The organism is Mesorhizobium sp. M0174 (genome assembly GCF_040322275.1).
GTDB lineage: Bacteria > Pseudomonadota > Alphaproteobacteria > Rhizobiales > Rhizobiaceae > Mesorhizobium.
This window is the reverse complement of record NZ_JAMYTB010000008.1, coordinates 264,008-290,291: the sequence shown is the minus strand read 5'-3', so window position 1 is coordinate 290,291 and position 26,284 is coordinate 264,008. Positions and strand designations below refer to the sequence as shown.

Here is a 26,284-nt window from a genome sequence, read left to right as displayed (position 1 = left end):
TCAGGGAGGATGTTATGAAGATGAATCGACGTAATGCTCTCGCCCTTGGTGCCACCTCGTTGTCAACCCCGCTATTGGTTGCATTGCCGACTCCGGTAGCGGCCAAGACCTACGGTCCGACTGATGGCAAAGAGATTTTTCCCGGCGTTCGGCTCGTTGAACTGGGAACACGAGACTCCCATATCAAGGGGTACAAGAAAATTGCCATGGAAGACGTCGTCTACCAGCCAAAGGCAACTAGCCCGCTCGGGGATGTCATGGCCGACGATATGGTCTGCACGGTCACTGAAGGCGAGCTGCAGGTCACGGCCGGAGACATGCAGTTCACGGCCAAAGAGGGTGACGTTTGGAGTTGCGGCAAGGGTAGCACGAAGGAGGCTGCTACGAACAACGGAACAGCGGTCGCAGTGATGCGGGTGATTAACCTGAAGGCTGCATGAAGTTACCCACACTCTGGCGACTGCAGACGCTCCAGCCGGCTTCGGCCGGCGGGCTTTTCCGGTGCGCCACGGCTGCGATTAAGGTCAGGGCGACTGCTTTATGGACGCCGCCATTTTGTCGCGGCGCTCTTTCTCGGCAGTGCTGTCTAGAGTTGTAGCTTGAAGTGTCGGCGTCGGCCTCGATGACCGGACATTTCTGCCGGCGCGCTGTGGCCAGCGCGGCGGCAGACTGAGGCCTTAGCGCACGGGCGAGCCGCCCTTCAGTGGTGGTGGGCGGAAACGCTCTTGACGTATTCGGACACCATTTCCTTCGGTGCAGACTGACTGACGTCGCCGACGCTAAGGATGCCGACCATTCGCATATTCTTGTTGATCACGGGCAACCTGCGGATTTTCAGTTCCTCCATGTGCCGTACGGCCTTGGCCAGATCGTCGTCTTCGCGGCAGCAGTGAATGCCGGCCGTCATGACATCGCGCGCCGTTGCGGTGCGGCCGTCGAAACCATCCTCCGCCAGTCCTTTGCAGACGATATCGCGGTCGGTCACCATTCCGATCAGTCGGTCGTTCTCTCCGATGGGAATCGATCCGATATCCTGGGCTCGCATCATTTTCGCCAGTTCGGTGACAGCGGTTTCGGGGCTGACCCAGTCGACACCCTTATGCATTGCGTCTTTGACTTTCATGGCGGACCTCCCTTGCTGGGTTGGTGAATGTCTCCCTGTCCCATTCTAACGCGGACGGGGTTTGGCTGCCAGAGGCCATCATCCAGACCCGCATTTTGCGGTGGTTGTCATGCGTCCATCTCCAGCCGATCATGTCCCGGCTCTTCGTGCCAGGATCACCTGCCGCAGGTCGCGTCGGTCCACGAGCGATTACGGTGCGATTATGGTGACAATGCACTAATTTCTTTTTGCCGCCTCCCTCGTTTTCCGGGTTTCACGGCTTTGCCGATTTGCTCGGCGATACTCTCGGCCCACGGGTGCATCGAAAACCGCGACATCGGCGACGCGGCAATACTCGATGAGCAGTTCTTGTGGGACGCGTCGGACGTGAAAACACTTTGGCTCGCCCGAACGGTGCTGGGGATGCGGCATACCAGGAACGCCGGCAAGGTGCACATTCGACCGGGGGCGACGGTAAAAAGTGCACTCACCGTAATTCTGATCTATACTCCGGACACCAGCGCGAACGCCTAGGCGAAGGGCGGATGAAGCGCTTGATAGAGTTCTCTTTTTAGTCATGGGGCGATGTTAAGATGTTAGCCTCCGACCTGACGAAATTCATCGAGCAGGATCATCTGGCTCTGGATGCCTTCGTAAAGGGCGATCCTGAGCCCCTAAAAAACCTCTACTCGCGACAGGACGACGTCATTATTGCCAATCCCTTTGGCCCGCCGGCGAAGGGATGGAGAAAGGCCGCTGAGACCATGGAACGGGCCGCCACCAATTACCGGCACGGCAAGGCCATCGGCTTTGAGCGCATCTCGGAGTATGCGACAGCCGATTTGGGATACATCGTCGAGGTCGAGCGGTTCCAATCCAAGGTCGGTAGTGGCAACAAACTGGTGCCGATTGCGCTTCGAGTCACCACCATATTCCGGCGCGAGGAAGGCGCGTGGAGGATCGTCCTTCGTCATGCCGATCCGATAACCTCGGCACGCCCGCCGACGTCCGTTGTCGGGGAGTAGAAGGGTTGCCGGAGAGGTTTTAGGAATTACGGTGACGGTGCTCTAATTTCTTTTCGCCGCGTGCCTCGTTTTCCGGGTTCTCACTTGCCGATTTCCTCGGCGATGCTCTCGGCCCACGGGTGCATCGAAAAACCGTAACATCGGCGACGCGGCAATGCTCGATGAGCAGTTCTTGTGGAACACCTCGGACGTGAAAACACTTTGGCTCGCCGGTACGGTGCTGGGGGATGCGGCAGACCGGGAACGCCGGCAGGGTGCATCATGAGGCGGGGGCGACATGGTAAAAAGTGCACTGTCACCGTAATTCCGTACGCTCAACTCTTGGTGTGCACTACCTCGTGCGAGATCTGACGCTGGTGAAAAGCGCCAGCGCAAAGCTCGAGGGGAATAAAAATTCCCAACCAAGTGCCCAACTGACGCTAGCGGGTCGGGTCTGAGCAGCCGGGAATGTGAGTGAAATCAAGTGGCTGGGGAACCTGGATTCGAACCAGGACTAACGGAGTCAGAGTCCGTGGGTCTACCGTTAACCTATTCCCCAGCAGGCGCTTGTCGCGCAGGGTGGGCCGCCAGGCAGCCGCGCGGCCCTTGTAGCCGCCGCCGGAAAATAGTCAACCCTGTGTCTGGGTTCAATCGTCGTCTTCCAGCGCCTCAATTCTCGCTGCGGCTGTATTGCGAGTGCTCGAAGAACAGCACCACACCGAGCGCGATCAGCAGCGGGATGATCAGGTAGAACAGCCGGAACACCAGCAGCGCCGCCAGTACGCCGACCTGGTCCATATGTGACAAGCCCGCAAGGAACACCACCTCGAACACGCCGAGCCCGCCTGGCGCATGCGAGATCTGCGCGGTCGAGAACGACACCAGGAAGACGCCGAGCACGACGAAATAGCCGGGATTGCCTGTGGCGGGCAGGGCGAAGAAGATGACCGCCGCCGCCGCAAGCAGTTCGATCGGGCCGACCAGCAATTGCCGCGCCACGATCGGCAGCGCCGGATAATGCAGCTGAAAGCTGCCTATCCTCAGCGGCCTCAGATGCAGCCAGCTGCCGAAGACATAGGCCGCCACCACGAGCAGCATGGCAAGGCCGGCCGCCTGCGCCAGCCGGTGATGCGGCGTGCCGGAAAACCGGTCGATCACCTCAGGCTCGAGCAGCAGGACGATGCTTGAGACGAACAGCGTCGACAGCACGAAGGTGATCCAGCAGATCGCCACCAGAACGCCGACATCCTGGCCGGTCAGGCCCTTGGTGCCGTAGGCGCGGTAGCGGATCACCGCACCGGAAAACACCGAGCCGCCGATATTGTGCGACAGCGCGTAAGTGGTGAATGAGCAGAAGGTGACGAACAGCCACGACACTTTCTTGCCGATATGCAGCAGCGCGATGTGGTCGTAGCCGGCGAGCGAGGCATAGGCGACGACCGAGCTCAGCGCCGCGAGCACCCAGCCGCGCGCCGGGATGGCGACTATGCCGTCCCAGACATCGTCGAGCGAGATGCCGCGCAATTCGTGCAGCAACAGCCACAGCGAGAACACCACCGCGGCGATCCCGATGACGGGCCAGAAATAGCGGCTCCAGTTCATTGCCTGACGATCATGCGTTGCAGCCCGTACCCGTTGTCCGGTTCGCAGCAGGAAAACCGCCCGCGGTCCCGATTGGTTCATTTCAGAAATGCCTCATTGAAGCCGGCTATTCAACCGGGAAGGCGCGCTGTGGCGCTGGCGTCTTTCCTTCTCCCACAAGAAGGGGAGAAGGGATCACCAACGTCGCCGCCTTCATGCCGTCGGCAAAATTCGGCCCTTGCACTCTTGGTGATCCGGCCCGGCGCTGATAGTCTGGCCGCAACTTGAACATGTAAAAGCGCCTGCTGCGTCCGGTCTCCGGTTCGCGCGGCGCCGGAAGGAACGACAGTGGAAGACCACGAAGCCGGCGCTGGTGCGCCGGAAGTGGGCGTGTCCAGGGGTTCGCCGCCGCCATCCGGCCAGGCAAACCCAGCCGCCGGACGCTACGCCCGTCAGGTGCATCCCCGGTCCGGCAATGGACAGGCTGGCGACACGTCCCACGATCACAAGGGTCAGAACGGCCCGCATCAGAACGGCAAACCCAAGAAGCGGCGCAAGCGGCGGCGCGGGCGCAAGGTTTTCGCACGCGACGAGGCTCGTCCGGTGATAACAGGCACTTCGGTGCCCGCCGCCGGCGGGGCCCCGGCCGCTCGCCAGCCCCAGCCAGCGGCTTCGATCGCGCCCCAGTCCTCGATCGCGCAATCGGCTTCAATCGCGCAATTGCCTCCAGCCTTGCCAAGGCCGGGGCAAGGTGCCCGCACGCCGCCACCGCTGCAGGAATTGCCGGTGTTTGCCGCGCTCGACCTCGGCACCAACAATTGCCGCCTGCTGGTCGCGCTGCCGACGCGCCATGGCCAGTTCCGCGTCATCGATGCGTTCTCGCGCATCGTCAGGCTGGGCGAGGGCCTTACCGCCAATGGCCGGCTCGGCGAGGCTGCAATGGACCGCGCGGTCGAGGCGCTGAAGATCTGCGGCGACAAATTGCGCAACCGCAAGGTCAGGAAGGCCAGGCTGATCGCCACCGAGGCCTGCCGCACCGCCGCCAACGGCGTCGAGTTCCTCGAACGCGTCGAGCGCGAGGCCGGCCTGAAGCTCGAGATCATCGACCGCCAGACCGAGGCGCGGCTGGCGGTGTCGGGCTGCGGCTCCCTGGTCGAGCGCGACACGCAAGGCGTCGTGCTGTTCGACATCGGCGGCGGCTCGTCCGAAATCGCACTGATCGACCTCACCGGCCAACGCTCGCCAAGGCTCGCCAACCACATCGTCTCGTGGACCTCGCTGCCGGTCGGCGTCGTCTCGCTGGCCGAGCGTTTTGGCGGCCGCACGGTGACGCGCGAGATCTTTGGCGCCATGGTCGAGGATGTCGCAATACGGCTGCGCGCCTTCGACGGGCGCGACCGGCTGAGCCACCTCCTGTCCAGCCCGAAATTCCATCTGCTCGGCACCTCGGGCACGGTGACGACGCTTGCCGGCGTCCACCTCGATCTCGAACGCTACGACCGCCGCCGCGTCGACGGGTTGTGGATGGATCGCGACAGCGTCGACCGCATGGTCGAAAAGCTGGTCGGCTGGGATTTCCAGCAGCGCGTCGCCAACCCTTGCATCGGCGCCGACCGCGCCGACCTGGTTCTGGCCGGCTGCGCCATATTGGAGGCGATCCGTGCCGTCTGGCCGTCCGAACGGCTGCGCGTCGCCGACCGCGGCCTGCGCGAGGGCATACTGAGCGAGTTGATGGCCGATGACGGCGTCTGGCGCAACAGCGGGCGAGGCAGAGCATGATCCCGAAAAGTGGCTGCCGGTTTTCGGACAAGATCATGCTCAAACAAGTAATCAAGCAATGACCAAGAAACCGGAAAGACCGAGCTCCGCCGGCATTCGCGTGCTGAAGACGAAGATCAAGAAGAAAAGCGGCCTCAAGGAATCGTCGCGCCGCTGGCTGCAGCGCCATATCAACGATCCCTATGTCCAGCGCTCGAAGGCCGACGGTTATCGTTCGCGCGCGGCCTACAAGCTGATCGAGATCGACGACAAGCACCATTTGCTCAAGCCCGGCATGAAGGTGATCGACCTTGGTGCGGCACCCGGCGGCTGGTGCCAGGTCGCCGCCGCACGTACGAAATCTACCGCGGAACACCCGAACGTCGTCGGCATCGATTACCTGGAAATGGACGCGGTGCCGGGCGCGCCGGTGCTGCTGATGGATTTCCTCGATCCGCAGGCACCCGAAAAGCTGGCCGAGACGCTGGGCGGCCAGCCCGACATCGTGCTCTCCGACATGGCCGCACCGACCACCGGCCACAAACGGACCGACCACATCCGCACCATGCATCTTTGCGAGGTGGCGGCCGATTTCGCGCTGTCGGTATTGAAGCCTGGCGGACATTTCCTCGCCAAGACGTTTCAGGGCGGCGCCGAGAACGAATTGCTGGCGAGACTCAAGCGGAATTTCCGCTCGGTCCATCACGTCAAGCCGCCGGCCTCACGCGACGAATCGGTGGAGCTGTATTTGCTGGCGAAGGATTTTAAGGGCGGAAACGGCACAGCGTAAAAGTCGCTCTGTAGCGATCCTTCGCACCCCCCTCTGTCCTGCCGGACATCTCCCCCTCAAGGGGGGAGATCGGATGTCATCGCGGCCTTCGCAAACCTTCGACCGTGAAGAGTGAGTGCAGTGCCGAAGCTGCCAATCTCCCTCCTTGAGGGGGAGATGGCCGGCAGGCCAGAGGGGGGGTGCCGTCCCGCCGGCGGTGGAGGGCGCCACTCCTCAACTCCCCGGCGGGCTCACCGGCTCCAGCGTCTTCGGCGGTGTCAACCGGCCATGTCCAGACATGGCATTGCCGGCCTCCGGCGCCAGCCGCATGAACGACAGCGAGGCTGCCGCCGACACCGCCGCTACGATGAAGAAGGCGGTGTGGAAGTCGCTCAGCGTCAGCGGGCCGCCATGGATATTGGTCGACACTTCCAGGATGCCGCCGGCCAGCGCCACGCCGAGTGCGATCGCCAACTGCTGGAACACCGCCGTGATCGGCGTGGCCTTGCTGGTGTCGGCGGCCGAAATCTCGGCGTAGGCAAGCGCATTGATGCCGGTGAAGAACATCGACCGGATGAAGCCCCCGGCGAGCAGCATGGCGAGGATCAGCCCATAGGGCGTGTCGGGTGTGAACAGGCCGTTGATGGCGATGGACGCGGCAGCGATGAGCGAGCCTGAAATCAGCACCCGGCGGAAGCCGGCGACCCTGAAGATCAGGGCAGTGACGAATTTCATGCCTATGGCGCCGATTGCCGAGACGAAGGTGATCATGCCGGACTGGAACGGCGTCAGCCCGAAACCGATCTGGAACATCAGCGGCAACAGGAAAGGTACGGCACCAATGCCGATGCGGAACAGTCCGCCGCCGAGCACCGACGAGCGGAACACCCGATTGCGAAACAGCTCGAGCGCCAGCAGCGGATTCTTGGCGCGGCGCGCGTGCAGCAGGTAAAGCACCGCCGATGCCAGCCCGACGGCAACGGTGATAAAGCCGGCAACTGGCGGCAGAGCCGGCAGGCTGACCACCGACAGGCCGAACACGATGCCCGATGCCGCCAGCCCGCTCAGCACGAAACCGATGAGATCGAGCGGCGGCGTCTGCGCGGCGTCGGTCTTCGGCAGGAAACGCGTGGCCAGCCAGATGCCGATCAGCCCGATCGGCACATTGATCAGAAAAATCCAGTGCCAGGAGAAATAGGTCGTGATGAAGCCGCCGACCGGCGGGCCGACCAGGGGGCCGACCAGAGCCGGGACAGTCAGCCACGACATGGCGGCGACGAGCTCGCTTTTCGGCGTCGCGCGTACCAGCACCAGGCGTCCGACCGGCGTCATCATGGCGCCGCCAATGCCTTGCAGGAAACGTGACACCACGAAAGCCGGCAGCGAATTGGAAATGGCGCACGCGACCGAACCGACGATGAACACGGCGATCGCGGCACGGAAGACATTCTTGGCGCCGAAGCGGTCGGCCATCCAGCCGCTGATCGGAATGAAAATCGCCAGCGATACAAGATAGGCGGTCAGCGCCAGCTTGAGCGCGATCGGGCTGGTGTGGATGTCGATGGCGATCGCCGGCAACGATGTCGCAATGACGGTCGAATCCATGTTTTCCATGAATAGAGCGACCGCCAGGATAAGCGGAATGGTGCGGTTCACGATGGATCCGGCCTTGAAATGTGCGTCGCGATTGCTTGCCGGCCCTGGGGGCCAAACCGACAGGTAGGGCGGTTATCATGGCTTGGCCCGGATGTCGCATTAATTTGCTGTCACGTTTGTGCGACCGCAAGTCTCGCAGCCCCTGGGGCAAAATGCAGCTTCGCCACTACACAACCATCGGCTTTTCAACGGCCACGGGACGTGTTACGAGCCAGCGCCAATCCTGAAAGGGAAGAAGACGAGTCGGCGCTGTCCATCCAGGGCGAGCGCCTTTCCTGCATTCCGAGGGCTGGCCATGGCAAAAATCATCGAGACGTCCACCGGCGCATTGGCGCTGACCTTTGACGACGTGCTGCTGCAGCCGGGTCATTCCGAGGTCATGCCCGGCGAGACCGACATCCGCACCCGCATCGCCGGCGACATCGACCTCAACGTGCCGATCCTGTCGGCCGCCATGGACACGGTCACAGAGGCGCGGCTAGCCATCGCCATGGCCCAGGCCGGCGGCATTGGCGTCATCCACCGCAATTTCTCGCCGGCCGAACAGGCCGAACAGGTGCGGCAGGTGAAGAAGTTCGAGTCCGGCATGGTGGTCAACCCGGTCACCATCGGTCCCGAGGCGACGCTTGCCGATGCGCTGGGTCTGATGCGCACCTACAGCATTTCGGGCATTCCGGTGGTCGAGAACGGCGGCACCGGCGGCCACACGGTCGGCCGGCTCGTCGGCATCCTGACCAACCGCGACGTCCGCTTCGCGTCCGATCCGGCGCAAAAGGTCTATGAGCTGATGACCCGCGAGAACCTGATCACGGTCAAGGAGAACGTCGATCAGGACGAGGCCAAGCGGCTGCTCCATCAGCACCGCATCGAGAAGCTTGTTGTGGTCGATCGGGACGGCAATTGCGTCGGGCTGATCACGGTCAAGGACATCGAGAAGTCGCAGCTCAACCCGCACGCCACCAAGGACGCGCAGGGGCGCTTGCGCGCCGCCGCCGCCACCAGCGTCGGCGATGACGGTTTCGAACGGGCCGAGCGCCTCATCGACGCCGGCGTCGACCTTCTGGTGATCGACACCGCGCACGGTCATTCGCAGCGCGTTCTGGATGCCGTGACGCGGGCCAAGAAGCTGTCCAACTCGGTTCGCATCCTGGCCGGCAACGTCGCCACCGCGGAAGGCACCTTGGCGCTGATCGATGCCGGCGCCGACGCGGTCAAGGTCGGCATCGGACCAGGCTCCATCTGCACCACCCGCATCGTCGCCGGCGTCGGCGTGCCGCAGCTCTCGGCAATCATGTCGGCAGTCGAGACGGCGCAGAAATCGGGCGTTTCGGTTATTGCCGATGGCGGCATCAAATATTCGGGCGATCTCGCCAAGGCGCTGGCCGCCGGGGCCAGCGCGGCGATGATTGGCTCGCTGCTGGCCGGCACCGACGAGAGCCCGGGCGAGGTCTATCTGCATCAGGGCCGCTCCTTCAAAGCCTATCGCGGCATGGGTTCGGTCGGCGCGATGGCGCGCGGCTCCGCCGATCGTTATTTCCAGGCCGAGGTGCGCGACACGCTGAAACTGGTCCCGGAAGGCATCGAAGGGCAGGTGCCGTACAAAGGACCTGTGTCTGGCGTGCTGCACCAGCTTGCAGGCGGCCTGAAAGCCGCTATGGGTTATGTCGGTGGCCGCGACCTTGCCGATTTCCGCGAGCGCGCCACTTTTGTGCGGATATCCAATGCCGGACTTCGTGAAAGCCACGCCCATGACGTCACGATTACCCGCGAAAGCCCGAATTATCCTGGCGGAGCCTGACCGTCATGCGTCTTGGCGCAATCTGGCGGCAATGATCCTGCGGCTGTCGCGCCACGCGGCCGCACTCTGTGTCGCCACAGTGGCGGTTTTCATCATCATGACGGCGATGGAGTTCCTCTATTTTCGCCGATTGAGCGGCGGTCTGCCGTCGCTCGACATGCGCTATGCCGGTTTCACTCCGGATGAGGGCATGGCCTGGCTAACGGCTCTCGGCCGGCGCGGCAGCGAGATTATCCTCGTCTGGCATTACCTGACCTTCGACCTGCTGTTTCCGGCGCTGCTGTCGCTGACGATGGTCAGCCTGATCCTGGCCACGGGCCGGCGGCTGAAGAATTTCCATGCACTGCCTGCGCAAACGCAGGCGGCATTTGCAGCTGTGCTGGTGCTGCCGTACACGCTTGCCGACTATGCCCAGAACATCGCCGTGGCTCGTCTTTTGTCCGATTTTCTGTCGGCCAATCCGGATTCGCTATCCTTCGCCTCGGCGCTGATCGTCACCAAATTCGCCCTGCTGGCGATACCAGTGACCGTCATTGCGGCTTTCATTCTGATGGCTCAGAAACGGCCTTGAAGGCTGGGTGACAACGACAGGGGGCGTCTTGAACCAGACCGCGATCTTCTGGCCGATGCTGGCGCAGGTGCTGCTGGTCTATATCGTCTATGTCGTAATGGGCCGGCGCCGCCATGGCGCGGTCAGATCGGGCGAAGCCAAGACCCGCCAGTTCAAGACGCGCTCGACGGAGCCTGGGTCCAGTATCACCGTCGCCAACCATCTGAGCAACCAGTTCGAACTGCCGGTGCTTTTCTACGTCTTATGCTTGACGCTGCACGTGACCAATGGCGTCAATTATCTGACTTTGGCACTGATGTGGATCTTTGTCGTCTCCCGCTATCTTCACGCATCGGTCCACTTGACCAGCAATCGGCTAATCCTGCGCAGCAGGGCATTCTACCTGGGCGCGGTCGTTCTCGCACTTGGCTGGATATGGCTGGCGCTGCATCTGCTCGGCTTAGTCTGAGCAAGCTCAAGGCTACAAATCGAACACCGCGATCTTGCGCTTGTCGAACCTGATGGCGAGTTCGCCGCGCACCAGCTTGAGCGCGGCCTCGCCGAAGACGGCACGCCGCCAGCCTTGCAATGCCGGCACGTCGGCTTCCTCGCCCTCGGCAGCGATGCGGTCGATGTCGTCACTGGAGGCGAGTACCTTGGATGCGACGCCCTCCTTTTCGGCGACGATCCGCAGCAGCACCTTCAGCAACTCCGCAGCGGCGCTCGACCCCTCCGGCGGCTGGAAGCTCTTCGGCAGCTTCGGCATCTCTTCCCTGGGCAGGGCAAGGGCAGCGTTTACCGCGCCTAGCAGTGCCGTCGCCGTCGACGAGCGCTCCCAGCCCTTCGGCGTGGTACGCAGCTTGCTCAGCGCCGCAGCGTCGCGCGGCGCCTGCTGCGCCACTTCATAAATCGCATCGTCCTTGAGCACCCGGCCGCGCGGCACGTCGCGCTCGCGCGCTTCGCGTTCGCGCCAGGCGGCCACCGCCTGCACGATCGCCAGTTCCTGCGGCTTGCGCAGCCGCATCTTGAGCCGCTTCCAGGCATCCTCGGGATGCGGATCGTAGGTCTCGCGCGAGGTTAGCACGTCCATCTCCTCGTTCAGCCAGTGGGCGCGGTTTTCCCGCACCAGCTCGGCGCTGAGATGCTTGTAGACCTCGATCAGGTGGGTGACGTCGGCGAGCGCGTAGTCGAGCTGCTTTTCGGACAGCGGACGGTGGCGCCAATCGGTGAAGCGCGAGGACTTGTCGAGCCGCGCGCCGGTGATGCGCTGCACCAGCTGGTCGTAGGAAACGCTGTCGCCGAAGCCGCAGACCATTGCCGCGACCTGGGTGTCGAACACCGGATGCGGCACAAGATCGCCGAGATGCACGATGATTTCGATGTCCTGCCGCGCCGCGTGGAAGACTTTGACGATCGCCTCGTTGGCCATCAGCCTGAAGAACGGTTTCAGGTCGATGTCGGGCGACAGCGGATCAATCAGCGCCGTCACCCCGGGCGCTGCCATCTGGATCAGGCACAGGATCGGCCAGAAGGTCGTTTCGCGAATGAATTCGGTATCGACGGTGACGAATTCCGCCTTTTCGAAAGCGGCAATAACGGTCTCGAGTTCTTTCTGAGTGGTGATGACGTGCATCAAATCGCTTTTGGCAAGGGATAGGGTCTCTTTCAATTTCAGCCGCGCGCGCTTTCGTCAAGCGCAAGCACCTCTATCCAGGCTTTGCGGGTTCATCGGGATCGGCATTCCGCTTCGCCAACCGGGCAAAAACCGTAGACGTGCGCAACAGCGCCGTAAAACGGCTGCGATGGGTGGCCGGCACGGCGGAGCGCGCCTGCATCCGGTAAAGGATGACGGCCACGAAGATCGCATAGACGGTGGCGCTGAACACGAACAGCGCGCTCGGCCCGAAAAATTGCATCACCGTCGAGGCTGCAAACGGCCCGCCGATGGCGCCGAAGGAATAAAACAGCATCAAGGCAGCGTTGATCAGCACGAACTCGCCCTTGTCGGCGCGGTCGTTGGAATGCGCCGCCGACAGCGAATAGAGCGGCATGGCGAAGCAGCCGAAGATGAAGACGAGCAGGAAGTTGAGGAACGGGCTGCCGCCTGCCACGAATGCCAGGGCCAGTGCCGCCACCATCGCACAGCACGTCGTCATCAGCAGCACCGAGCGCCGGTCCCAGCGGTCGGAGAGATAGCCGAGCGGGTATTGGATTATAGCGCCGCCGAAAATGCCGACGCTGACGAAGGTGACGACGTCGGCGACCGACATGCCGATCTGCTCGGCATAGACCGGCGACAGGGTGCGGAAGGCGCTGTTTGTGACGCCGACGGCGATACAGCCGAAGCAGCCGAGCGGCGAGATCCGCCAGACGCGCGCCAAATCGAGCTTGACGTCGTCCGGCGGCGTCGGATTGGAGCGGTCGCCGAGCGACACCGGCACCAGCGAAACGGTGATCATCATCGACATGATGGCGAAGATGGCAAAGCCGCCGGCGCCGAAGATCGGGATCAGGAACTGGGCGCCCGTCACCGAGCCGATGTCGACCATCCGGTAGATGGCAAGCACCCGCGCCCGGTCGGTGTTGGTGACGCCGGAATTCAGCCAGGCTTCCATTATTGTGAACAAGCCGGCGAAGCAGAACCCGCCGGCAAAGCGCACGGCGCACCACATCACCGGATCGATGACAAGCACCAGAAGCAGCGTCCCCGCCGAGGCGATCGCCGCCAGTGCCGAAAAGGCGCGCACATGGCCGACGGACTTCATGATGCGCGTCACGGCAAGGCAGCCGAGCAAAAAGCCGGCGAAATAGAACGTGCCCATCAAGCCGATCGACGAAGCGGGAAAACCCTCCTGCGCACCACGCAGCGCAATCAACGTGCTCTGCAGGCCGTTGCCGCCGAGCAGGATGCCGGCGGCGATCAGGAGGGGGATCAGCGGGCGGATGGAAGACATGAAGGAAAGCCTGTCGTTGATCCCTTCTTGAACCATCGCCTTCGCCAATACCAGCGGCAATTCCCGGCGGCGTTGGGGCCAGCGGGGGGCTGCCGCGTGGCGCCGGACCCTCCGTGTTGGAACCAAGGCGTATCTTTGTAGTTCAGTGCTGGTGGGGCGAATACGCGTCTTGTGAGCTGGCGGTGTGCGGAGACGGTGTTGGGCATCGATGTGGTTTCTGCTGCCCGGCCTGAAGCTCCAAAGGGAGGTCCGCCGTCATGAAATTTCATCCCGCATTTGCGGCATTTGCCATGGCCGCAGTTCTGGCGGCCGGGCCGGCGCGGGCTGTCGACCTCGCCATGGTATCCGGCGATACCGGCAACGGCCAGAGAATCCTTCGCGAGATCCTCGATCAATACGAGAAGAAGACCGGCAATAAGGTTAGCGTCGTTCCGCTGCCTCCCTCGGCGACGGACCAGTTTGGCCAATACCGGCTCTGGCTCGCCGCCGGAAGCAGCGACGTCGACGTCTATCAAACGGACATCATCTGGGCCCCCCAGCTTGCAAGGCAGTTCATCGACCTGACCGAAGCGACCAAGGATGTCGTTGGCACCCATTTCCCATCGATCATCAAATCGCAGACCGTGGACGGCAAGCTGGTCGCCTTGCCGATATTCACCGACGCTCCGGCGCTCTACTACCGCAAGGATCTCCTCGACAAATACGGCGCCAGGGTCCCGGCCAACTGGGCTGAACTTGCCGATACCGCCAAGCTTGTCATGGACAAGGAGCGCGCGGCCGGCAACAAGGACATGTGGGGTTTCGTTTTCCAGGGCAACGCCTATGAGGGGCTGACCTGCGATGCACTCGAATGGGTGAAGTCGAACGGCGGCGGCCAGATTATCGAGCCGGACGGCACGATCTCCATCAACAATCCGCAAGCAGTTGCGGCGCTGGAAATGGCGAGGAGCTGGGTGGGAACCATCTCGCCGCCCGGCGTTCTGGCCTATCAGGAAGAAGAGTCGCGCGGAGTCTGGCAGACCGGCAACGCCGTCTTCATGCGCAACTGGCCCTATGCCTACGCGCTTGGCAACAGCGAAAGCTCCCCCATCAAAGGCAAGTTCGAGGTGACCACGCTGCCGCCGGGGTCGGGCGAGGGCGCCCGCCCGGCAGCAACGCTTGGCGGCTGGAATCTCGCGGTTTCCAGATATTCGAAGAACCCGGATGCAGCGATCGATCTGGTCAGATGGATCGCCTCGCCGCAGATGCAGAAGTACCGCGCCTTGAAGGGGGCATATCTGCCGACCATCCAGGCACTCTATGACGATGCCGACATCGCCAGCGCCCAGCCGGTGATTCCGCGCTGGAAGGAAGTCGTCCTCAACGCGGTGCCGCGTCCCTCGGCCCAAGCCAAGAGCAGGTACAATGAGGCATCGAGCGAGTTCTGGACCGCCGTCCACAACACCATTTCCGGCGAGGGCACGGCCGCCGACAACCTTGCCGATGTGGAGTTCTCCTTGACCAGGCTCAAAGGCACCGCCTGGTGACCTCGCCGCGCTCAGGCTCGATGCTGGCGCGTCAGCGTGCGCGCTCGGCATGGCTGCTGCTTGCCCCGACGCTCATCGTGCTCGCCGCCGTTGCCGGCTGGCCGTTGATGCGCACGATCTATTTCGGCTTCACCGATGCCTCGCTCGCCGACCTCGAAGCCCGCCGCTGGGTTGGTTTCGCCAACTATTTCTCCGTCGTGCAAATGCCGAGCGGCCGCGTCATCTACGACGGGCTGCTCGCCGATCCGGTCTGGTGGCGCGCCGTCTGGAACACCGTGCGCTTCGCGGTGATTTCGGTGACCTGCGAGACGGTGCTCGGCATGATCGTCGCGCTGGTGCTCAACACGAGGTTTCGCGGCCGCGGCATCGTGCGCGCCGCGATTCTAATCCCTTGGGCCATCCCGACGATCGTCTCGGCGAAAATGTGGCAGTGGATGCTCAACGACCAGTTCGGCATCATCAACGACGTCCTGCTCAAGCTCGGCCTGATCAGTACAAAAATCGCCTGGACCGCCAGCGCCGACACGGCGATGGTCGCCGTCCTCGTTGTCGATATCTGGAAAGCGACCCCGTTCATGGCGCTTCTCATTCTCGCCGGCCTGCAGATGCTTCCACAAGAAATCTACGAGGTCGCCAAGCTCGACGGCGTCGGCGCGTGGAGAGTTTTCTGGAAGATCACCTTGCCGCTCGTCCGACCGGCGTTGATGGTGGCCATGATCTTTCGCGGTCTCGATGCCCTGCGCATCTTCGATCTGATCTACGTGCTTACGCCAAACAACATACACACCAAGTCGATGTCGGTGTTTGCCCGCGAGAGCCTGTTTGAGTTCGACAAATTCGCTTCCGGTTCCGCCGCCTCGACGTTGCTCTTCCTTATCCTCGCCCTACTGACCATGCTCGTTCTTTGGCTCGGCCGGATAAGACTGGACAAGGACTATTGATCATGTGGGAGCACTGACCATGTGGATCGTCAAGCGCACGGCTTTCTACCTCCTCGTCGCCGTTATCGTTGTTGTCGCGGTGTTCCCGTTCTACTACGCCATCATCACCAGCCTGAAATCGGGGACGGCGCTCTTCCAGATCGACTATTGGCCGACGGCGATTACCTTTAGCAACTACAGGACCGTGTGGGGACCTTTTTGCGCAATCTCGTGAACTCGCTGTTCATCTCGAGCGCCGTCGTCTTCATTTCGCTGTTCCTCGGCATCACCGCTGCCTATGCGCTGGCGCGCATCCGCTTCAGAGGCCGTTCGGCACTGCTCCTCATCATCCTGTCCGTCTCGATGTTCCCGCAATTGGCGGTGCTTGCCGGGCTTTTCGAGCTAATCCGCATCTTCGGCCTCTACAATTCGCCGTTCGCGCTGATCTTGTCCTACATGATCTTCACCTTGCCGTTCACCGTCTGGGTGCTCACCGCCTTCGTTCGCGACCTGCCGATCGAACTGGAGGAAGCGGCGATCCTCGATGGCGCCACGCCCTGGATCATCATCGGCCGCGTCTTCCTGCCGCTGATGTGGCCGGCGCTGGCGACCACCGGGCTTCTCGCCTTCATCGGTGCTTGGAACGAGTTCCTGTTCGCCCTGACGTTTACCTCCAGCAACGAGCAGCGAACCGTGCCGGTCGCGATAGCGCTGCTCTCCGGCAGCTCGCAGTTCGAGATCCCGTGGGGCAACATCATGGCCGCATCGGTGATCGTCACCGTGCCGCTTGTCGTCCTCGTTCTCATCTTCCAGCGCAAGATCGTCTCCGGCCTCACGGCGGGCGGGGTGAAGGGATGAGTGCATAGTTGAACTGCCGGCACAGAGCAGCGAACTCAGATTGACGCCTCTGGCATAAATTGATGCCGGTGGGATAGGGGCGGGAAGAACGCGAACTCGACCCAGCCGCCGCTTGCCTTGACAAATGCACCCTCTCATGTGCTTTTCGCGCAAATTTTCAGGCTGGGCCATCATGCCTTGGCCGCAACCCAACATCCGGACCTTAAGAATGACAATGCATCGTTACCGCAGCCATACCTGTGCCCAATTGAGGAAGGCCGACGTCGGCTCGACCGTTCGCCTGTCGGGTTGGGTGCATCGCGTGCGCGACCATGGCGGCCTGCTGTTCATCGATTTGCGCGACCATTACGGTCTGACCCAGATCGTCGCCGATCCGGATTCGCCTGCCTTCAAGATCGCGGAGACCTTGCGTGGCGAATGGGTCGTCCGCGTCGACGGCGAGGTCAAGGCGCGCCTCGCCGACACCGTGAACCCCAATTTGCCGACCGGCGAGATCGAGATTTTCGCGCGCGAGATCGAAGTGCTGTCGGCCGCCAGGGAATTGCCGCTGCCGGTCTTCGGCGAGCCGGACTATCCGGAGGACATCCGCCTCAAATACCGCTTCCTCGACCTGCGCCGCGACACGCTGCACAAGAACATCGTGGCGCGGACGAAAATCATCGCCGAGATGCGCAAGCTGATGGGCGAGGTCGGCTTCACCGAATTCTCGACGCCGATCCTGACCGCCTCATCGCCGGAAGGCGCGCGCGACTTCCTGGTGCCGTCGCGCATCCACCCCGGCACTTTCTATGCGCTGCCGCAGGCGCCGCAGCAGTACAAGCAGCTGATCATGGTGTCCGGCTTCGACCGCTACTTCCAGATTGCGCCGTGCTTCCGTGACGAGGACCCGCGCGCCGACCGTCTGCCGGGTGAATTCTACCAGCTCGACGTGGAGATGAGCTTCGTCGAGCAGGAGGATGTGTTTACCACCATGGAGCCGGTAATGCGGGGGGTGTTCGAGACCTTTGCCGCCGGCAAGCCGGTGACGGAGAAGTTTCCGCGCATCGCCTATGATGTCGCCATGCGCAAATACGGCACCGACAAGCCGGACCTGCGCAACCCGATCGAGATGCAGGCCGTCTCGGATCATTTTCGCGATTCCGGCTTCAAGGTATTTGCCAACATCCTTGCCAACGATCCGAAGGCCGAGGTCTGGGCCATTCCGGCCAAGACCGGCGGGTCTCGCGCCTTTTGCGACCGCATGAACTCATGGGCGCAAGGCGAGGGCCAGCCCGGCCTCGGCTACATCTTCTGGCGCAAGGAGGGCGAGAAGCTCGAAGGCGCCGGGCCGCTGGCCAAGAACATCGGCGAGGAGCGCACCGAGGCGATCCGAGAACAACTCGGCCTTGCCGATGGCGATGCCGCCTTCTTCGTCGCCGGCGATCCGAAGAAGTTCGTCTCCTTCGCGGGAGCGGCGCGCACCCGCGCCGGCGAGGAGCTCAATCTTGTCGACCGCGACCGCTTCGAATTGTGCTGGATCGTCGACTTCCCGTTCTTCGAATGGAACGAGGAGGAGAAGAAGATCGACTTCGCGCACAATCCGTTCTCGATGCCGCAAGGTGGCATCGATGCGCTTAACGGCGAGGATCTGCTCGGCATCAAGGCGTTCCAGTACGACATGGTCTGCAATGGTTTCGAGATCGCCTCAGGCGGCATCCGCAACCATCTGCCCGAAACCATGGTCAAGGCGTTCGAGACGGTCGGGCTGGACCGCGAGACGGTCGAGGAGCGTTTCGGTGGCCTCTACCGCGCCTTCCAGTATGGCGCGCCGCCGCATGGCGGCATGGCGGCCGGTATCGACCGCGTCGTCATGCTTCTGGTCGGCGCGAGGAACCTGCGTGAAGTGACGATGTTCCCGATGAACCAGCAGGCCTACGACCTGTTGATGAACGCGCCGTCGGAGGCCAGCCCGCAGCAGCTTCGCGAATTGTCGCTGCGCGTCGTGGCGACGAAGAAAGAGGTTTAGAAAACGCTCCGAACCGATGCTGCTGATTCATAAAAAAGCCCGGCATCGCTGCCGGGCTTTTGCTTTGGGATCTCGGTCAGTCTTCGTTTGCCGTAACCGTCACGCCGAGCGTTTTCGGCAGGTCGAGCGGGTTGGACATGGCGCCCGCCATGATCAGCGCGAACGGCACCGCGGCCGGCGGCTCGGCCGAGACCTCGATGCTTTGCGGATCGTCGAGGAACTTGTTGACCGCGGCCGAAACCTGCGCCGTCAGTTCCGGATTGTTGAGCTGCGCCATGCCGAAGGGCACGATCGCCTTGGCCTGGTTGGCAATGTCCTTGCCGGACATGCCTTGCTGCTTGCCGGCATAATCGAGCACCTTTTTGGTCAGCGAATCGTCGTCGAAGCGGATCGAGGCGCTGTTGAACGAAAGCTGCTGCAGCAGCCCGAGCATGGCCATGCCTTGCGCCGAATTGTCGGCGCCTTCGGGCTGCGCCGCCATCTTCTTCTGCATCTCCTGCAGTGATTTGATGACGTCCAGCGTGTAGCCGCCGAGATCGAAGGTCATGCCGAGCGTGCCGGCATTGTCGACCGATATTTCGTATTTCGACAAGTCCATCCTGCCGTCGGTAGGCTGCCAGGTGCCTTCCATCGCAAGATTGCCTGTTATGTTCTGGTAGCCGAGCGCGTTGATGACTTCCTTGGACTTCGGATCTTCGACCAGTGTCAGGTCGGCAGTGAATTTTTCCGTGGTGCCGGAAAACGCCATGGCCTTGCCGTCGGCCGGCGGCGTGATTGCGATGGCAAGCCCGTCCATCGAGAAAGCGGTCTTGTCGGCCACCTTGACGGTCATGTTGTCGAGCTCGGCCGATTTGTAAATCATCAGCGAGCCCAGCGGGCCGCTTGCGCCTTCGGCCGGAACCGTCATGTCGTGGATGACGAAGGGGCTGAGATTGAGCGTGACGCCATCCTCGCTATGTTCGAACGGCGACGTCGACACGGTCGCGATTTGATAGCCACCATTGGCTTCGGTCACCCCTTCGAGCTTGACGTCGCCGATCTTGAGCGCCTCCTTTTCGGCCGCCGGTTTGACCGCCACGCCTTGCAGAACCATGCTGGAGGTGTCGCCGGTTACTCCGGTCCAGGAGAGATCGACGCCCTGGGCGGCGAGGGCAGCCTTCAGCCGGTCGGCGACTGCGGTATCCTGCGCGAATGCCGCATTCAGCGGCAGCGTCAGCAAAAAGGTCGAAAAAGCCAGTCTTTTAATAAGTGTCGAGTGTCTGATCGTCATCGAGAGCTCCCCTGAGAGTGTCCTGAAATTCTTTTCAAATCGTCGCGTCGTCACCATTCGGCGACGAACTGGACCGGAAAAAGGCGGGCCTCGGCACAATGATGGAAAATCGCGGCCAAAGGCAAACCCGATCCATCAGGCTTGCGATAGAAGCAGGATGTAACGGGTTAATGTTGGCCGGCGTCGCGACGCTTCCAATTCCTGTTGCATAATGGACATCGCGCAAAGTGTGCTGCGGTTTTGCGATGACGACATGCATCAAAACAAGGACCTAAAGCGTCGCATGAGGCCGGTCGAACGCGACGCACTTTAGGAGGAGGCATACCGGTGCCTCTTGCCGCGAATCACCCGCTCGGCTAGTGGCAGCCCATGGGAAAAAGGCTTTTGCCGCCCGAGAGTGGCGGCGGCGACAATATCGAGCCCGTCGATCTGAAGAAGGCGCTAGAAGAGCGCTATCTCGCCTATGCGCTGTCGACCATCATGCACCGGGCGCTGCCGGACGTGCGCGACGGATTGAAGCCGGTGCATCGTCGCATCATGCATGCTATGCGCTTGTTGCGGCTCAACCCCGACCAGGGTTTTGCCAAATGCGCCCGCATCGTCGGCGAGGTGATGGGCAAATTCCATCCGCATGGCGACCAGTCGATCTACGACGCGTTGGTGCGGTTGGCGCAGGATTTTTCGATGCGCTACCCGCTGGTCGACGGGCAGGGTAATTTTGGCAATATCGACGGCGATAACGCCGCCGCCATGCGCTACACCGAAGCGCGCATGACCGAAGTGTCGACGCTGCTTTTGGAAGGCATCACCGAGGACGCGGTCGATTTCCGCCCGACCTACAACGAGGAAGACGAGGAGCCGGCGGTGCTGCCCGGCGCCTTCCCGAATCTGCTCGCCAACGGCTCGTCCGGCATCGCCGTCGGCATGGCGACCTCGATCCCGCCACACAATGCGGCCGAGCTTTGCGACGCCGCGCTTCACCTGATCGATCATCCGGATGCGCCCGTCACCAAGCTGATGGACTTCGTCCAAGGGCCGGATTTCCCGACCGGCGGCATCATCGTCGACAGCCGAGCCTCGATCCTCGAAGCCTACGAAACGGGTCGCGGCGGCTTTCGCGTCAGAGCGAAATGGAGCCAGGAGGATCAGGGCAGGGGCACCTGGAACATTGTCGTCACCGAAATTCCCTATGGCGTCCAGAAGGCCAGGCTGATCGAAAAGATCGCCGAGCTCTTGATGGCACGCAAGCTGCCGCTGCTCGAGGATATCCGCGACGAGAGCGCCGAGGACATCCGCGTCGTGCTGGTGCCGAAGAGCCGCTCGGTCGATCCCGGCATCATGATGGAATCGCTGTTCAAGCTGACCGAGCTCGAAAGCCGCTTTCCGCTCAACATGAACGTGTTGTCGCGCGGCAAGGTGCCGAACGTGCTGTCGCTGAAAGGTGTGCTCAAGGAATGGCTTGAGCACCGCCGCGACGTCTTGATCCGCCGCTCCAAGCACCGCCTCGGCGAGATCGAGAGGCGGCTGGAGATCCTCGCCGGCTATTTGATTGCCTACCTCAACATCGACGAGGTGATCAGGATCATCCGCGAGGAGGACGAGCCCAAGCAAGTGATGATGGCGCGCTGGTCGCTGACCGACACCCAGGCAGAAGCCATCCTCAACATGCGGCTGAGGGCGCTGCGCAAGCTCGAGGAATTCGAAATCCGCGAGGAATTCAATGGCCTGACCGGCGAGAAGAAGCAGATCGAGGCACTGCTTGCGTCCGACGCCAAGCAGTGGGCGACGATCAAGTGGGAAGTCGCCAACGTTCGCCAGAAATACGGGCCCGACACCGACATCGGCAAGCGCCGCACCGAGTTCGCCGACGCACCCGAGCATGACCTGACCGATATCGCCCACGCCATGATCGAGCGCGAGCCGGTCACTGTGGTCGTTTCGGAAAAGGGCTGGCTGAGGGCCATGAAAGGTCATCTGACCGACCATTCGGCCCTGACCTTCAAGGAAGGCGACAGCCTCAAGCTCGCCTTCCATGCCCAGACCACCGACAAGGTGCTGGTCTTCACCACCGGCGGCAAGTTCTACACGATCGGCGCCGACCGGCTGCCCGGCGGGCGTGGCCATGGCGAGCCGATCCGCATCATCGTCGACATGGACAACGACCAGGATATCGTCACCGCCTTCGTCCACGATCCCCAGCGCAAGCTGCTGCTGGTGTCGCATGACGGCAACGGTTTCATCGTGCCGGAAGAAGAGGTCGTCGCCAACACCCGCAAGGGCAAGCAGGTGATGAACGTCAAGGCGCCCGACGAGGCCCAGCGCTGCGTGAGCGTCGCCGGCGACCATCTCGCCATCGTCGGCGAGAACCGCAAGATGCTGGTGTTCCCGCTGGCCGAGATCCCGGAGATGGGGCGCGGCAAGGGCGTGCGCCTGCAGAAGTACAAGGATGGCGGCGTCCTCGACCTCAAGACCTTCACGCTCGCAAGCGGCCTGTCCTGGCAGGATTCGGCAGACCGCACCTTTACCAAATCGCGTGACGAGCTTGCCGAATGGATTGGCGCCCGCGCCTCGGCCGGCCGCATGGTGCCGAAGGGGTTCCCGCGCACGGGGAAGTTCGGGTGAAGCGGTATCTCCCCCCTTGAGGGGGAGATGTCGCCGAAGGCGACAGAGGGGGTCGGAACGTCCAGACACGACCCTTATCGCAGACGGAGGGGACTGGCGCCTCACGTATCGCAGACAGAGGAGGCTGGCGTCTCACGCTCGGCGACCCCCCTGGCCTGCCGGCCATCTCCTCCTCAAGCGGGGAGATTAGCAGCTCTACCCAAACATTTGGAATGTCGTCACGATTGCTGCACTATATCAGTGCATAAGCGACGCTATGGGCCAGGGAGAATTGGGCGCTTGAAGGAAGTCAGGATACAGAAGCCGGAGCGGCAGCAGCGCCTGTTTGGCCTGTCGACGCCGCTCAGGGCCGCTGTCATTCCGCCGCTGTCGGCGGCGCGCTGGCTCCTGGTGCTGATCGTTGCCGCTGGCGTTTACTTCTTCCACGGCTTCCTGTTTCCGGTCCTTGCCGCCCTGGTGATCGCCTTCGCCAGCTGGCCGCTCTACCGACGGCTGCTCGCCGGCGTCGGCGGCAACCGCACCATCGCGGCGACGCTTGCGATCTTGTTCATCCTGACCTTCCTGGTGGTGCCGATCGCGCTTGCCGGCACCTACGCCATCAATGAGGTGCGCGAATGGGTCAACTGGTCGATCGAGACCAACCGCTACGGTGCGCCGACGCCGCACTGGATTGCCACCATGCCGGTGGTGGGCGAATGGCTCAATGAACAATGGACGGTCAACGTTGGCCACCCTGGCGGTATCGGCGAACTGATCCAGCTGATCAGCGGCGCCAATATCGGCAGCATCTACCGCGGCGTGCTTGCCGCGGGCGGCAGCGCCTTCGGCCTTTTGCTGACGCTGCTGTTCATGATGATCGCGCTGTTCTTCGCCTATCGTGACGGCGAGCATTTCGCCGGACAGGTCGATCGCCTCGGCGAACGCATCCTGCCGGCCAGATGGGAACGGATCTCACGCGTGGTGCCGGCGACGATCTCCTCGACGGTGACCGGCATGACCGTTATCGCCATCGGCGAAGGGCTGGTGCTGGGCATCGCTTACTGGTTGGCCGGCGTGCCTTCGCCGGTGACGCTCGGCGCGCTGACCGGCATCATGGCGCTGATCCCCGGCGGCGCGCCCCTGTCCTTCACGCTGGTCTCGATCTATCTCGCCGCCAGCGGCTCGCCGATGGCTGGGCTGGCACTGTTCGTCTGGGGCGCGGTCGAACTCTTCGTCGTCGACAAGACATTGCGCCCAAAGCTGGTCGGCGGGCCGATAAAGCTGCCCTTCCTGCCAACCTTTTTCGGCCTGATCGGCGGCGTCAAGACGATGGGTTTTCTCGGCCTGTTCATAGGCCCGGTGCTGATGGCCCTGCTGGTCGCAATCTGGCGCGAATGGCTGCGCGAAGTGGAACTGACCGATGAGCTCGCTGCCGCCGAACCGGCGGAGCACGATGACGCGCCGCCGCAGATCGAAATTGTCGCCGAACGTGCCGCCGCGAAAAAGAATCAGGCCGGGTGACTGACGGCGAGCGTGGCGCGGCGCTTGCGCCCCTCGTGCAACTGCCAGAGCGAATGGCCGATCAAGGTCATGATGAGGATTGCGCCGCCGATCAGGCTGTTGCGCGACGGTGCTTCGGCGAAGATCATCCACACCCAGACCGGCGCCAGCACGGTTTCTAACAGGTAGAACATCGCCACTTCCGGCCCGGAGATGTATTTCGGGCCGTTGGCGAGGCAGAAGAAAGAGATCGGCATGATGACGGCACCGTTGAAGACGATCCACCACGGCGCGTTGACGTGGAAACCCACCTTGGAAACCATCAGGGTGGCGACGGCCAGCGGCAGGACCACTCCGATCAGCGCCGTGAAACCCATATCCTTGCCGCTTGCGCGCGAGATGGTGATGGCCGCGGCGATCATGAAAGCCGAGCATAGCGCCATCAGGTCGCCGAAGAGATGTCCGGTTCCAACGGAATCGCCGACAATGATCGTCACGCCGGCGATCATCAGTGCCAGCGCTGCAAGCGTCAGGGGCCGTGGCCTCTCCTTCAGGAACAGCCATGACAAAAGGGCCGCGAACATGGTTGTGAACGCCAGGATGAAAACGAGGTTGGCGGTCGAGGTGCTGTAGACGCCGGTGATGAAGGCGATTGAGCCGAGCCCGTAGAGGGCGGCAACGCTGAGCCCTGACCAGCCCGGGATAAGCTGCGGCGCCTTTGCGCTCAGCGAGCGCCAGACGGCCCAGATGATGAGCGTGGCGACGAAGGTTGTGCCGGTGCGCAACAGCAGGATCGTCCATGCCTCGCCATCGGCGAGCCGGATCAGCGGAATGTCGACGGTTAGCGTCAGGCCGCCGATGGCGGTGATCAGAAGGCCTCTCTGGTGGTCGTTGTGGGAAGACATGCGGCAATTCTCGCGTAGGCTTGGAGGCGCAAAATTGACCCGCCCGGTTTTCCAGCCGATCGGCCGGAAGCCCAGCGGCATCCTCCTCGAAACAATTTAAGAGCGAATACCGAAAGCGAAGATCAGCGCGAAACCGCTTCGTGATTGTAGCGTTCCCAACCTTTCGGGCCGAGATGCTCCTGCGGCTGGAAGCGCATCTTATAATTCATCTTGCGCGAGCCGTTGACCCAGTAACCCAGGTAGACATGGGGCAGGCCCATCGCCCTGGCGCGGGCGATGTGGTCGAGGATCATGAAGGTGCCGAGCGAGCGGTCCTCGAAGTCCGGGTTGAAGTAGGAATAGACCATCGACAGGCCATCGGCCATCTTGTCGGTGAGCGCCACAGCGATCAACTCGCCCTGGCCCTTGCCGGTGATGAAGCTGTCGGGTCCGCGGCGACGGTATTCGATGACCTTGGTGTCGACATGGGTATCCTCGACCATCATGGCGTAGTCGAGCACGGTCATGTCGGACATGCCGCCACGGCGGTGGCGGGCGTCGAGATAGCTGCGGAACAGCGAATACTGCTCGGTGGAGGGCTCGGCGTCGTGCATGGCGCCGACCAGATCCGAATTATGCTGTATGACCCGTTTCATGTTTCGGCTGGCGGTGAATTCCTGCGCCAGGATGCGTACCGACACACAGGCGCGGCAGGTCTCGCAAGCCGGCCTGTAGGCGATGTTCTGCGACCGCCTGAATCCACCCTGCGTCAACAGATCGTTCATTTCCGGGGCCTTGTCGCCGACCAGGTGTGTGAACACCTTGCGCTCGAACTGGCCCTCGAGATAGGGACATGGCGAGGGCGCGGTCAGAAAGAACTGCGGCGACTGGGTCGGGTGCTGCGTCATCGAGCCTTGGAAACACTCCTGCGAATCGCTCTACCTTTGGCGCGGACGCCGAAAAATTCAACAGGATTGTGAAAGCCTGGTTGATTGGACGTCTTCACATTTGTGCGCAAAGGCTGCGGCCGCGCTTCAAAAGTCTGCTCAGCGGCCGCTGCGGCTGACGACAGTGCCGAGCAGCAGGTCGTGCAGCGTGCGCTTGCGATCAGAAAACAGGCTCACCAGCAGGACCAGCGGCGAAAGGATGACATTGCCGGCCCAAAACAGCACCGAATGCACGACGGCGGTCAGCCCGTCGATGGGGCTGCCGTCGAGTCGGTCGAGCCGGATGCCCATTATCTTCATGCCGGTGGTGGCCTGGTCTTTACTGCCGAGCGTGTTCCAGATGTAGAGGATGGCGACGGCCGGCACGAGAATGGAAAACAGCATCCAGCCGAGGCCGAGCGTCAACAGCCCGAACAAGAACACCAGGATCGCGAATGGAATGGTGAGCAGCGCCACGATGAAATAATCGATGACGAAGGCGAGAATGCGCCGCGTGCGCACGCCCTCATAGGCGCTGATATCTTCGAGCCTGCTAGTGATGATTTCGCCGTCGAGAACGCGAGCGTTCATGTCATTTCCTCGTAATCGAACCCGGGTTAAT

21 protein-coding genes, 1 tRNA gene and 1 pseudogene are annotated in these 26,284 nt (G+C 62.4%); 13 read left to right on the top strand and 10 right to left on the bottom strand.

All coding sequences use genetic code 11. The annotated features are described in order from the left end of the window. The first annotated feature begins 14 nt into the window (after positions 1-14). Positions 15-440, top strand: a complete 426-nt coding sequence (locus NKJ13_RS19225) for a hypothetical protein (protein WP_352703178.1) — start codon at positions 15-17, stop codon at positions 438-440. A 260-nt stretch (positions 441-700) separates the two neighbouring features. Here NKJ13_RS19225 and NKJ13_RS19220 read toward each other — a convergent pair whose 3' ends face one another. Further along, entirely contained in the window at positions 701-1,123 is a 423-nt protein-coding gene (locus tag NKJ13_RS19220) for a CBS domain-containing protein (protein WP_352703177.1), read from the bottom strand. A gap of 572 nt (positions 1,124-1,695) precedes the next feature. On the opposite strand from NKJ13_RS19220, the gene NKJ13_RS19215 reads away from it, so the two are divergent. Beyond that, complete coding sequence (locus NKJ13_RS19215) at positions 1,696-2,127, top strand: YybH family protein (RefSeq protein WP_352703176.1); 432 nt, start codon at positions 1,696-1,698, stop codon at positions 2,125-2,127. Between the two features lie 464 nt (positions 2,128-2,591). Here NKJ13_RS19215 and NKJ13_RS19210 read toward each other — a convergent pair. Then, a tRNA-Gln gene (locus NKJ13_RS19210) sits at positions 2,592-2,665 on the bottom strand. A gap of 110 nt (positions 2,666-2,775) precedes the next feature. Further along, complete coding sequence (locus NKJ13_RS19205; RefSeq protein ID WP_352778015.1) at positions 2,776-3,708, bottom strand: putative bifunctional lysylphosphatidylglycerol flippase/synthetase; 933 nt, start codon at positions 3,706-3,708, stop codon at positions 2,776-2,778. Between the two features lie 327 nt (positions 3,709-4,035). On the opposite strand from NKJ13_RS19205, the gene NKJ13_RS19200 reads away from it, so the two are divergent. Further along, positions 4,036-5,466, top strand: coding sequence for a Ppx/GppA phosphatase family protein (locus tag NKJ13_RS19200; protein ID WP_352738256.1), 1,431 nt, complete (start codon positions 4,036-4,038; stop codon positions 5,464-5,466). Between the two features lie 58 nt (positions 5,467-5,524). After that, positions 5,525-6,235 carry an RlmE family RNA methyltransferase gene (locus NKJ13_RS19195; protein ID WP_254817516.1) on the top strand — a complete coding sequence of 237 codons (711 nt, stop codon included), beginning with the start codon at positions 5,525-5,527 and terminating at the stop codon, positions 6,233-6,235. A gap of 213 nt (positions 6,236-6,448) precedes the next feature. On the opposite strand, the gene NKJ13_RS19190 is transcribed toward NKJ13_RS19195, so the two are convergent. Next, the gene (locus tag NKJ13_RS19190; protein ID WP_352778005.1) at positions 6,449-7,870 is read right to left on the bottom strand and encodes an MFS transporter; all 1,422 of its coding nucleotides are present in this window, start codon (positions 7,868-7,870) and stop codon (positions 6,449-6,451) included. Positions 7,871-8,165: 295 nt separating this feature from the next. Here NKJ13_RS19190 and guaB point away from each other — a divergent pair, with 295 nt between their 5' ends. Genes guaB through NKJ13_RS19175 form a run of 3 tightly spaced genes read left to right on the top strand, consistent with a single transcriptional unit; the run spans position 8,166 to position 10,687 of the window. Continuing rightward, the gene (gene guaB, locus NKJ13_RS19185; RefSeq protein ID WP_352458563.1) at positions 8,166-9,668 is read left to right on the top strand and encodes an IMP dehydrogenase; all 1,503 of its coding nucleotides are present in this window, start codon (positions 8,166-8,168) and stop codon (positions 9,666-9,668) included. A 31-nt stretch (positions 9,669-9,699) separates the two neighbouring features. Continuing rightward, on the top strand, positions 9,700-10,239 hold the full coding sequence (locus NKJ13_RS19180) for a hypothetical protein (RefSeq protein ID WP_352738260.1): 540 nt from the start codon (positions 9,700-9,702) through the stop codon (positions 10,237-10,239). Between the two features lie 28 nt (positions 10,240-10,267). Then, positions 10,268-10,687: an MAPEG family protein gene (locus tag NKJ13_RS19175; RefSeq protein ID WP_352738262.1), complete on the top strand. Its 420-nt coding sequence runs from the start codon at positions 10,268-10,270 to the stop codon at positions 10,685-10,687. A 12-nt stretch (positions 10,688-10,699) separates the two neighbouring features. Here the strand turns inward: NKJ13_RS19175 and rnd are convergent, their stop codons facing one another. After that, entirely contained in the window at positions 10,700-11,851 is a 1,152-nt protein-coding gene (rnd, locus tag NKJ13_RS19170) for a ribonuclease D (RefSeq protein ID WP_352506534.1), read from the bottom strand. A 73-nt stretch (positions 11,852-11,924) separates the two neighbouring features. Continuing rightward, complete coding sequence (locus NKJ13_RS19165) at positions 11,925-13,172, bottom strand: MFS transporter (protein ID WP_352689404.1); 1,248 nt, start codon at positions 13,170-13,172, stop codon at positions 11,925-11,927. Positions 13,173-13,429: 257 nt separating this feature from the next. On the opposite strand from NKJ13_RS19165, the gene NKJ13_RS19160 reads away from it, so the two are divergent. From NKJ13_RS19160 to aspS, 4 genes and pseudogenes are all read left to right on the top strand, one after another. Next, positions 13,430-14,698, top strand: coding sequence for an ABC transporter substrate-binding protein (locus tag NKJ13_RS19160; protein WP_352506532.1), 1,269 nt, complete (start codon positions 13,430-13,432; stop codon positions 14,696-14,698). A gap of 20 nt (positions 14,699-14,718) precedes the next feature. Then, positions 14,719-15,639 carry a carbohydrate ABC transporter permease gene (locus tag NKJ13_RS19155; RefSeq protein WP_352506571.1) on the top strand — a complete coding sequence of 307 codons (921 nt, stop codon included), beginning with the start codon at positions 14,719-14,721 and terminating at the stop codon, positions 15,637-15,639. 19 nt (positions 15,640-15,658) lie between these two features. Beyond that, positions 15,659-16,476, top strand: a pseudogene (locus NKJ13_RS19150) (carbohydrate ABC transporter permease). Between the two features lie 214 nt (positions 16,477-16,690). After that, positions 16,691-18,481 carry an aspartate--tRNA ligase gene (gene aspS, locus NKJ13_RS19145; protein WP_352738320.1) on the top strand — a complete coding sequence of 597 codons (1,791 nt, stop codon included), beginning with the start codon at positions 16,691-16,693 and terminating at the stop codon, positions 18,479-18,481. Positions 18,482-18,557: 76 nt separating this feature from the next. On the opposite strand, the gene NKJ13_RS19140 is transcribed toward aspS, so the two are convergent. Next, positions 18,558-19,751, bottom strand: coding sequence for an aq_1923 C-terminal domain (locus NKJ13_RS19140; RefSeq protein ID WP_352738264.1), 1,194 nt, complete (start codon positions 19,749-19,751; stop codon positions 18,558-18,560). Positions 19,752-20,120: 369 nt separating this feature from the next. Between NKJ13_RS19140 and parC the strand changes: the two genes are divergently transcribed. Continuing rightward, a complete protein-coding gene (gene parC / locus NKJ13_RS19135; RefSeq protein WP_352738266.1) occupies positions 20,121-22,373 on the top strand; it encodes a DNA topoisomerase IV subunit A in 2,253 nt (750 codons plus the stop codon). 279 nt (positions 22,374-22,652) lie between these two features. After that, the gene (locus NKJ13_RS19130; protein WP_352506529.1) at positions 22,653-23,873 is read left to right on the top strand and encodes an AI-2E family transporter; all 1,221 of its coding nucleotides are present in this window, start codon (positions 22,653-22,655) and stop codon (positions 23,871-23,873) included. Here the strand turns inward: NKJ13_RS19130 and NKJ13_RS19125 are convergent. The 3 genes from NKJ13_RS19125 to NKJ13_RS19115 form a co-directional block, all read right to left on the bottom strand. Next, positions 23,861-24,757 (bottom strand): DMT family transporter, encoded by an 897-nt coding sequence (locus NKJ13_RS19125; RefSeq protein WP_352778004.1) that lies wholly within the window; start codon positions 24,755-24,757, stop codon positions 23,861-23,863. The genes NKJ13_RS19130 and NKJ13_RS19125 overlap by 13 nt on opposite strands. Before the next feature lie 122 nt (positions 24,758-24,879). Next, complete coding sequence (locus NKJ13_RS19120; protein ID WP_023717252.1) at positions 24,880-25,644, bottom strand: arginyltransferase; 765 nt, start codon at positions 25,642-25,644, stop codon at positions 24,880-24,882. A gap of 138 nt (positions 25,645-25,782) precedes the next feature. Next, entirely contained in the window at positions 25,783-26,253 is a 471-nt protein-coding gene (locus NKJ13_RS19115; protein WP_352738270.1) for an RDD family protein, read from the bottom strand. Positions 26,254-26,284: the final 31 nt, after the last annotated feature.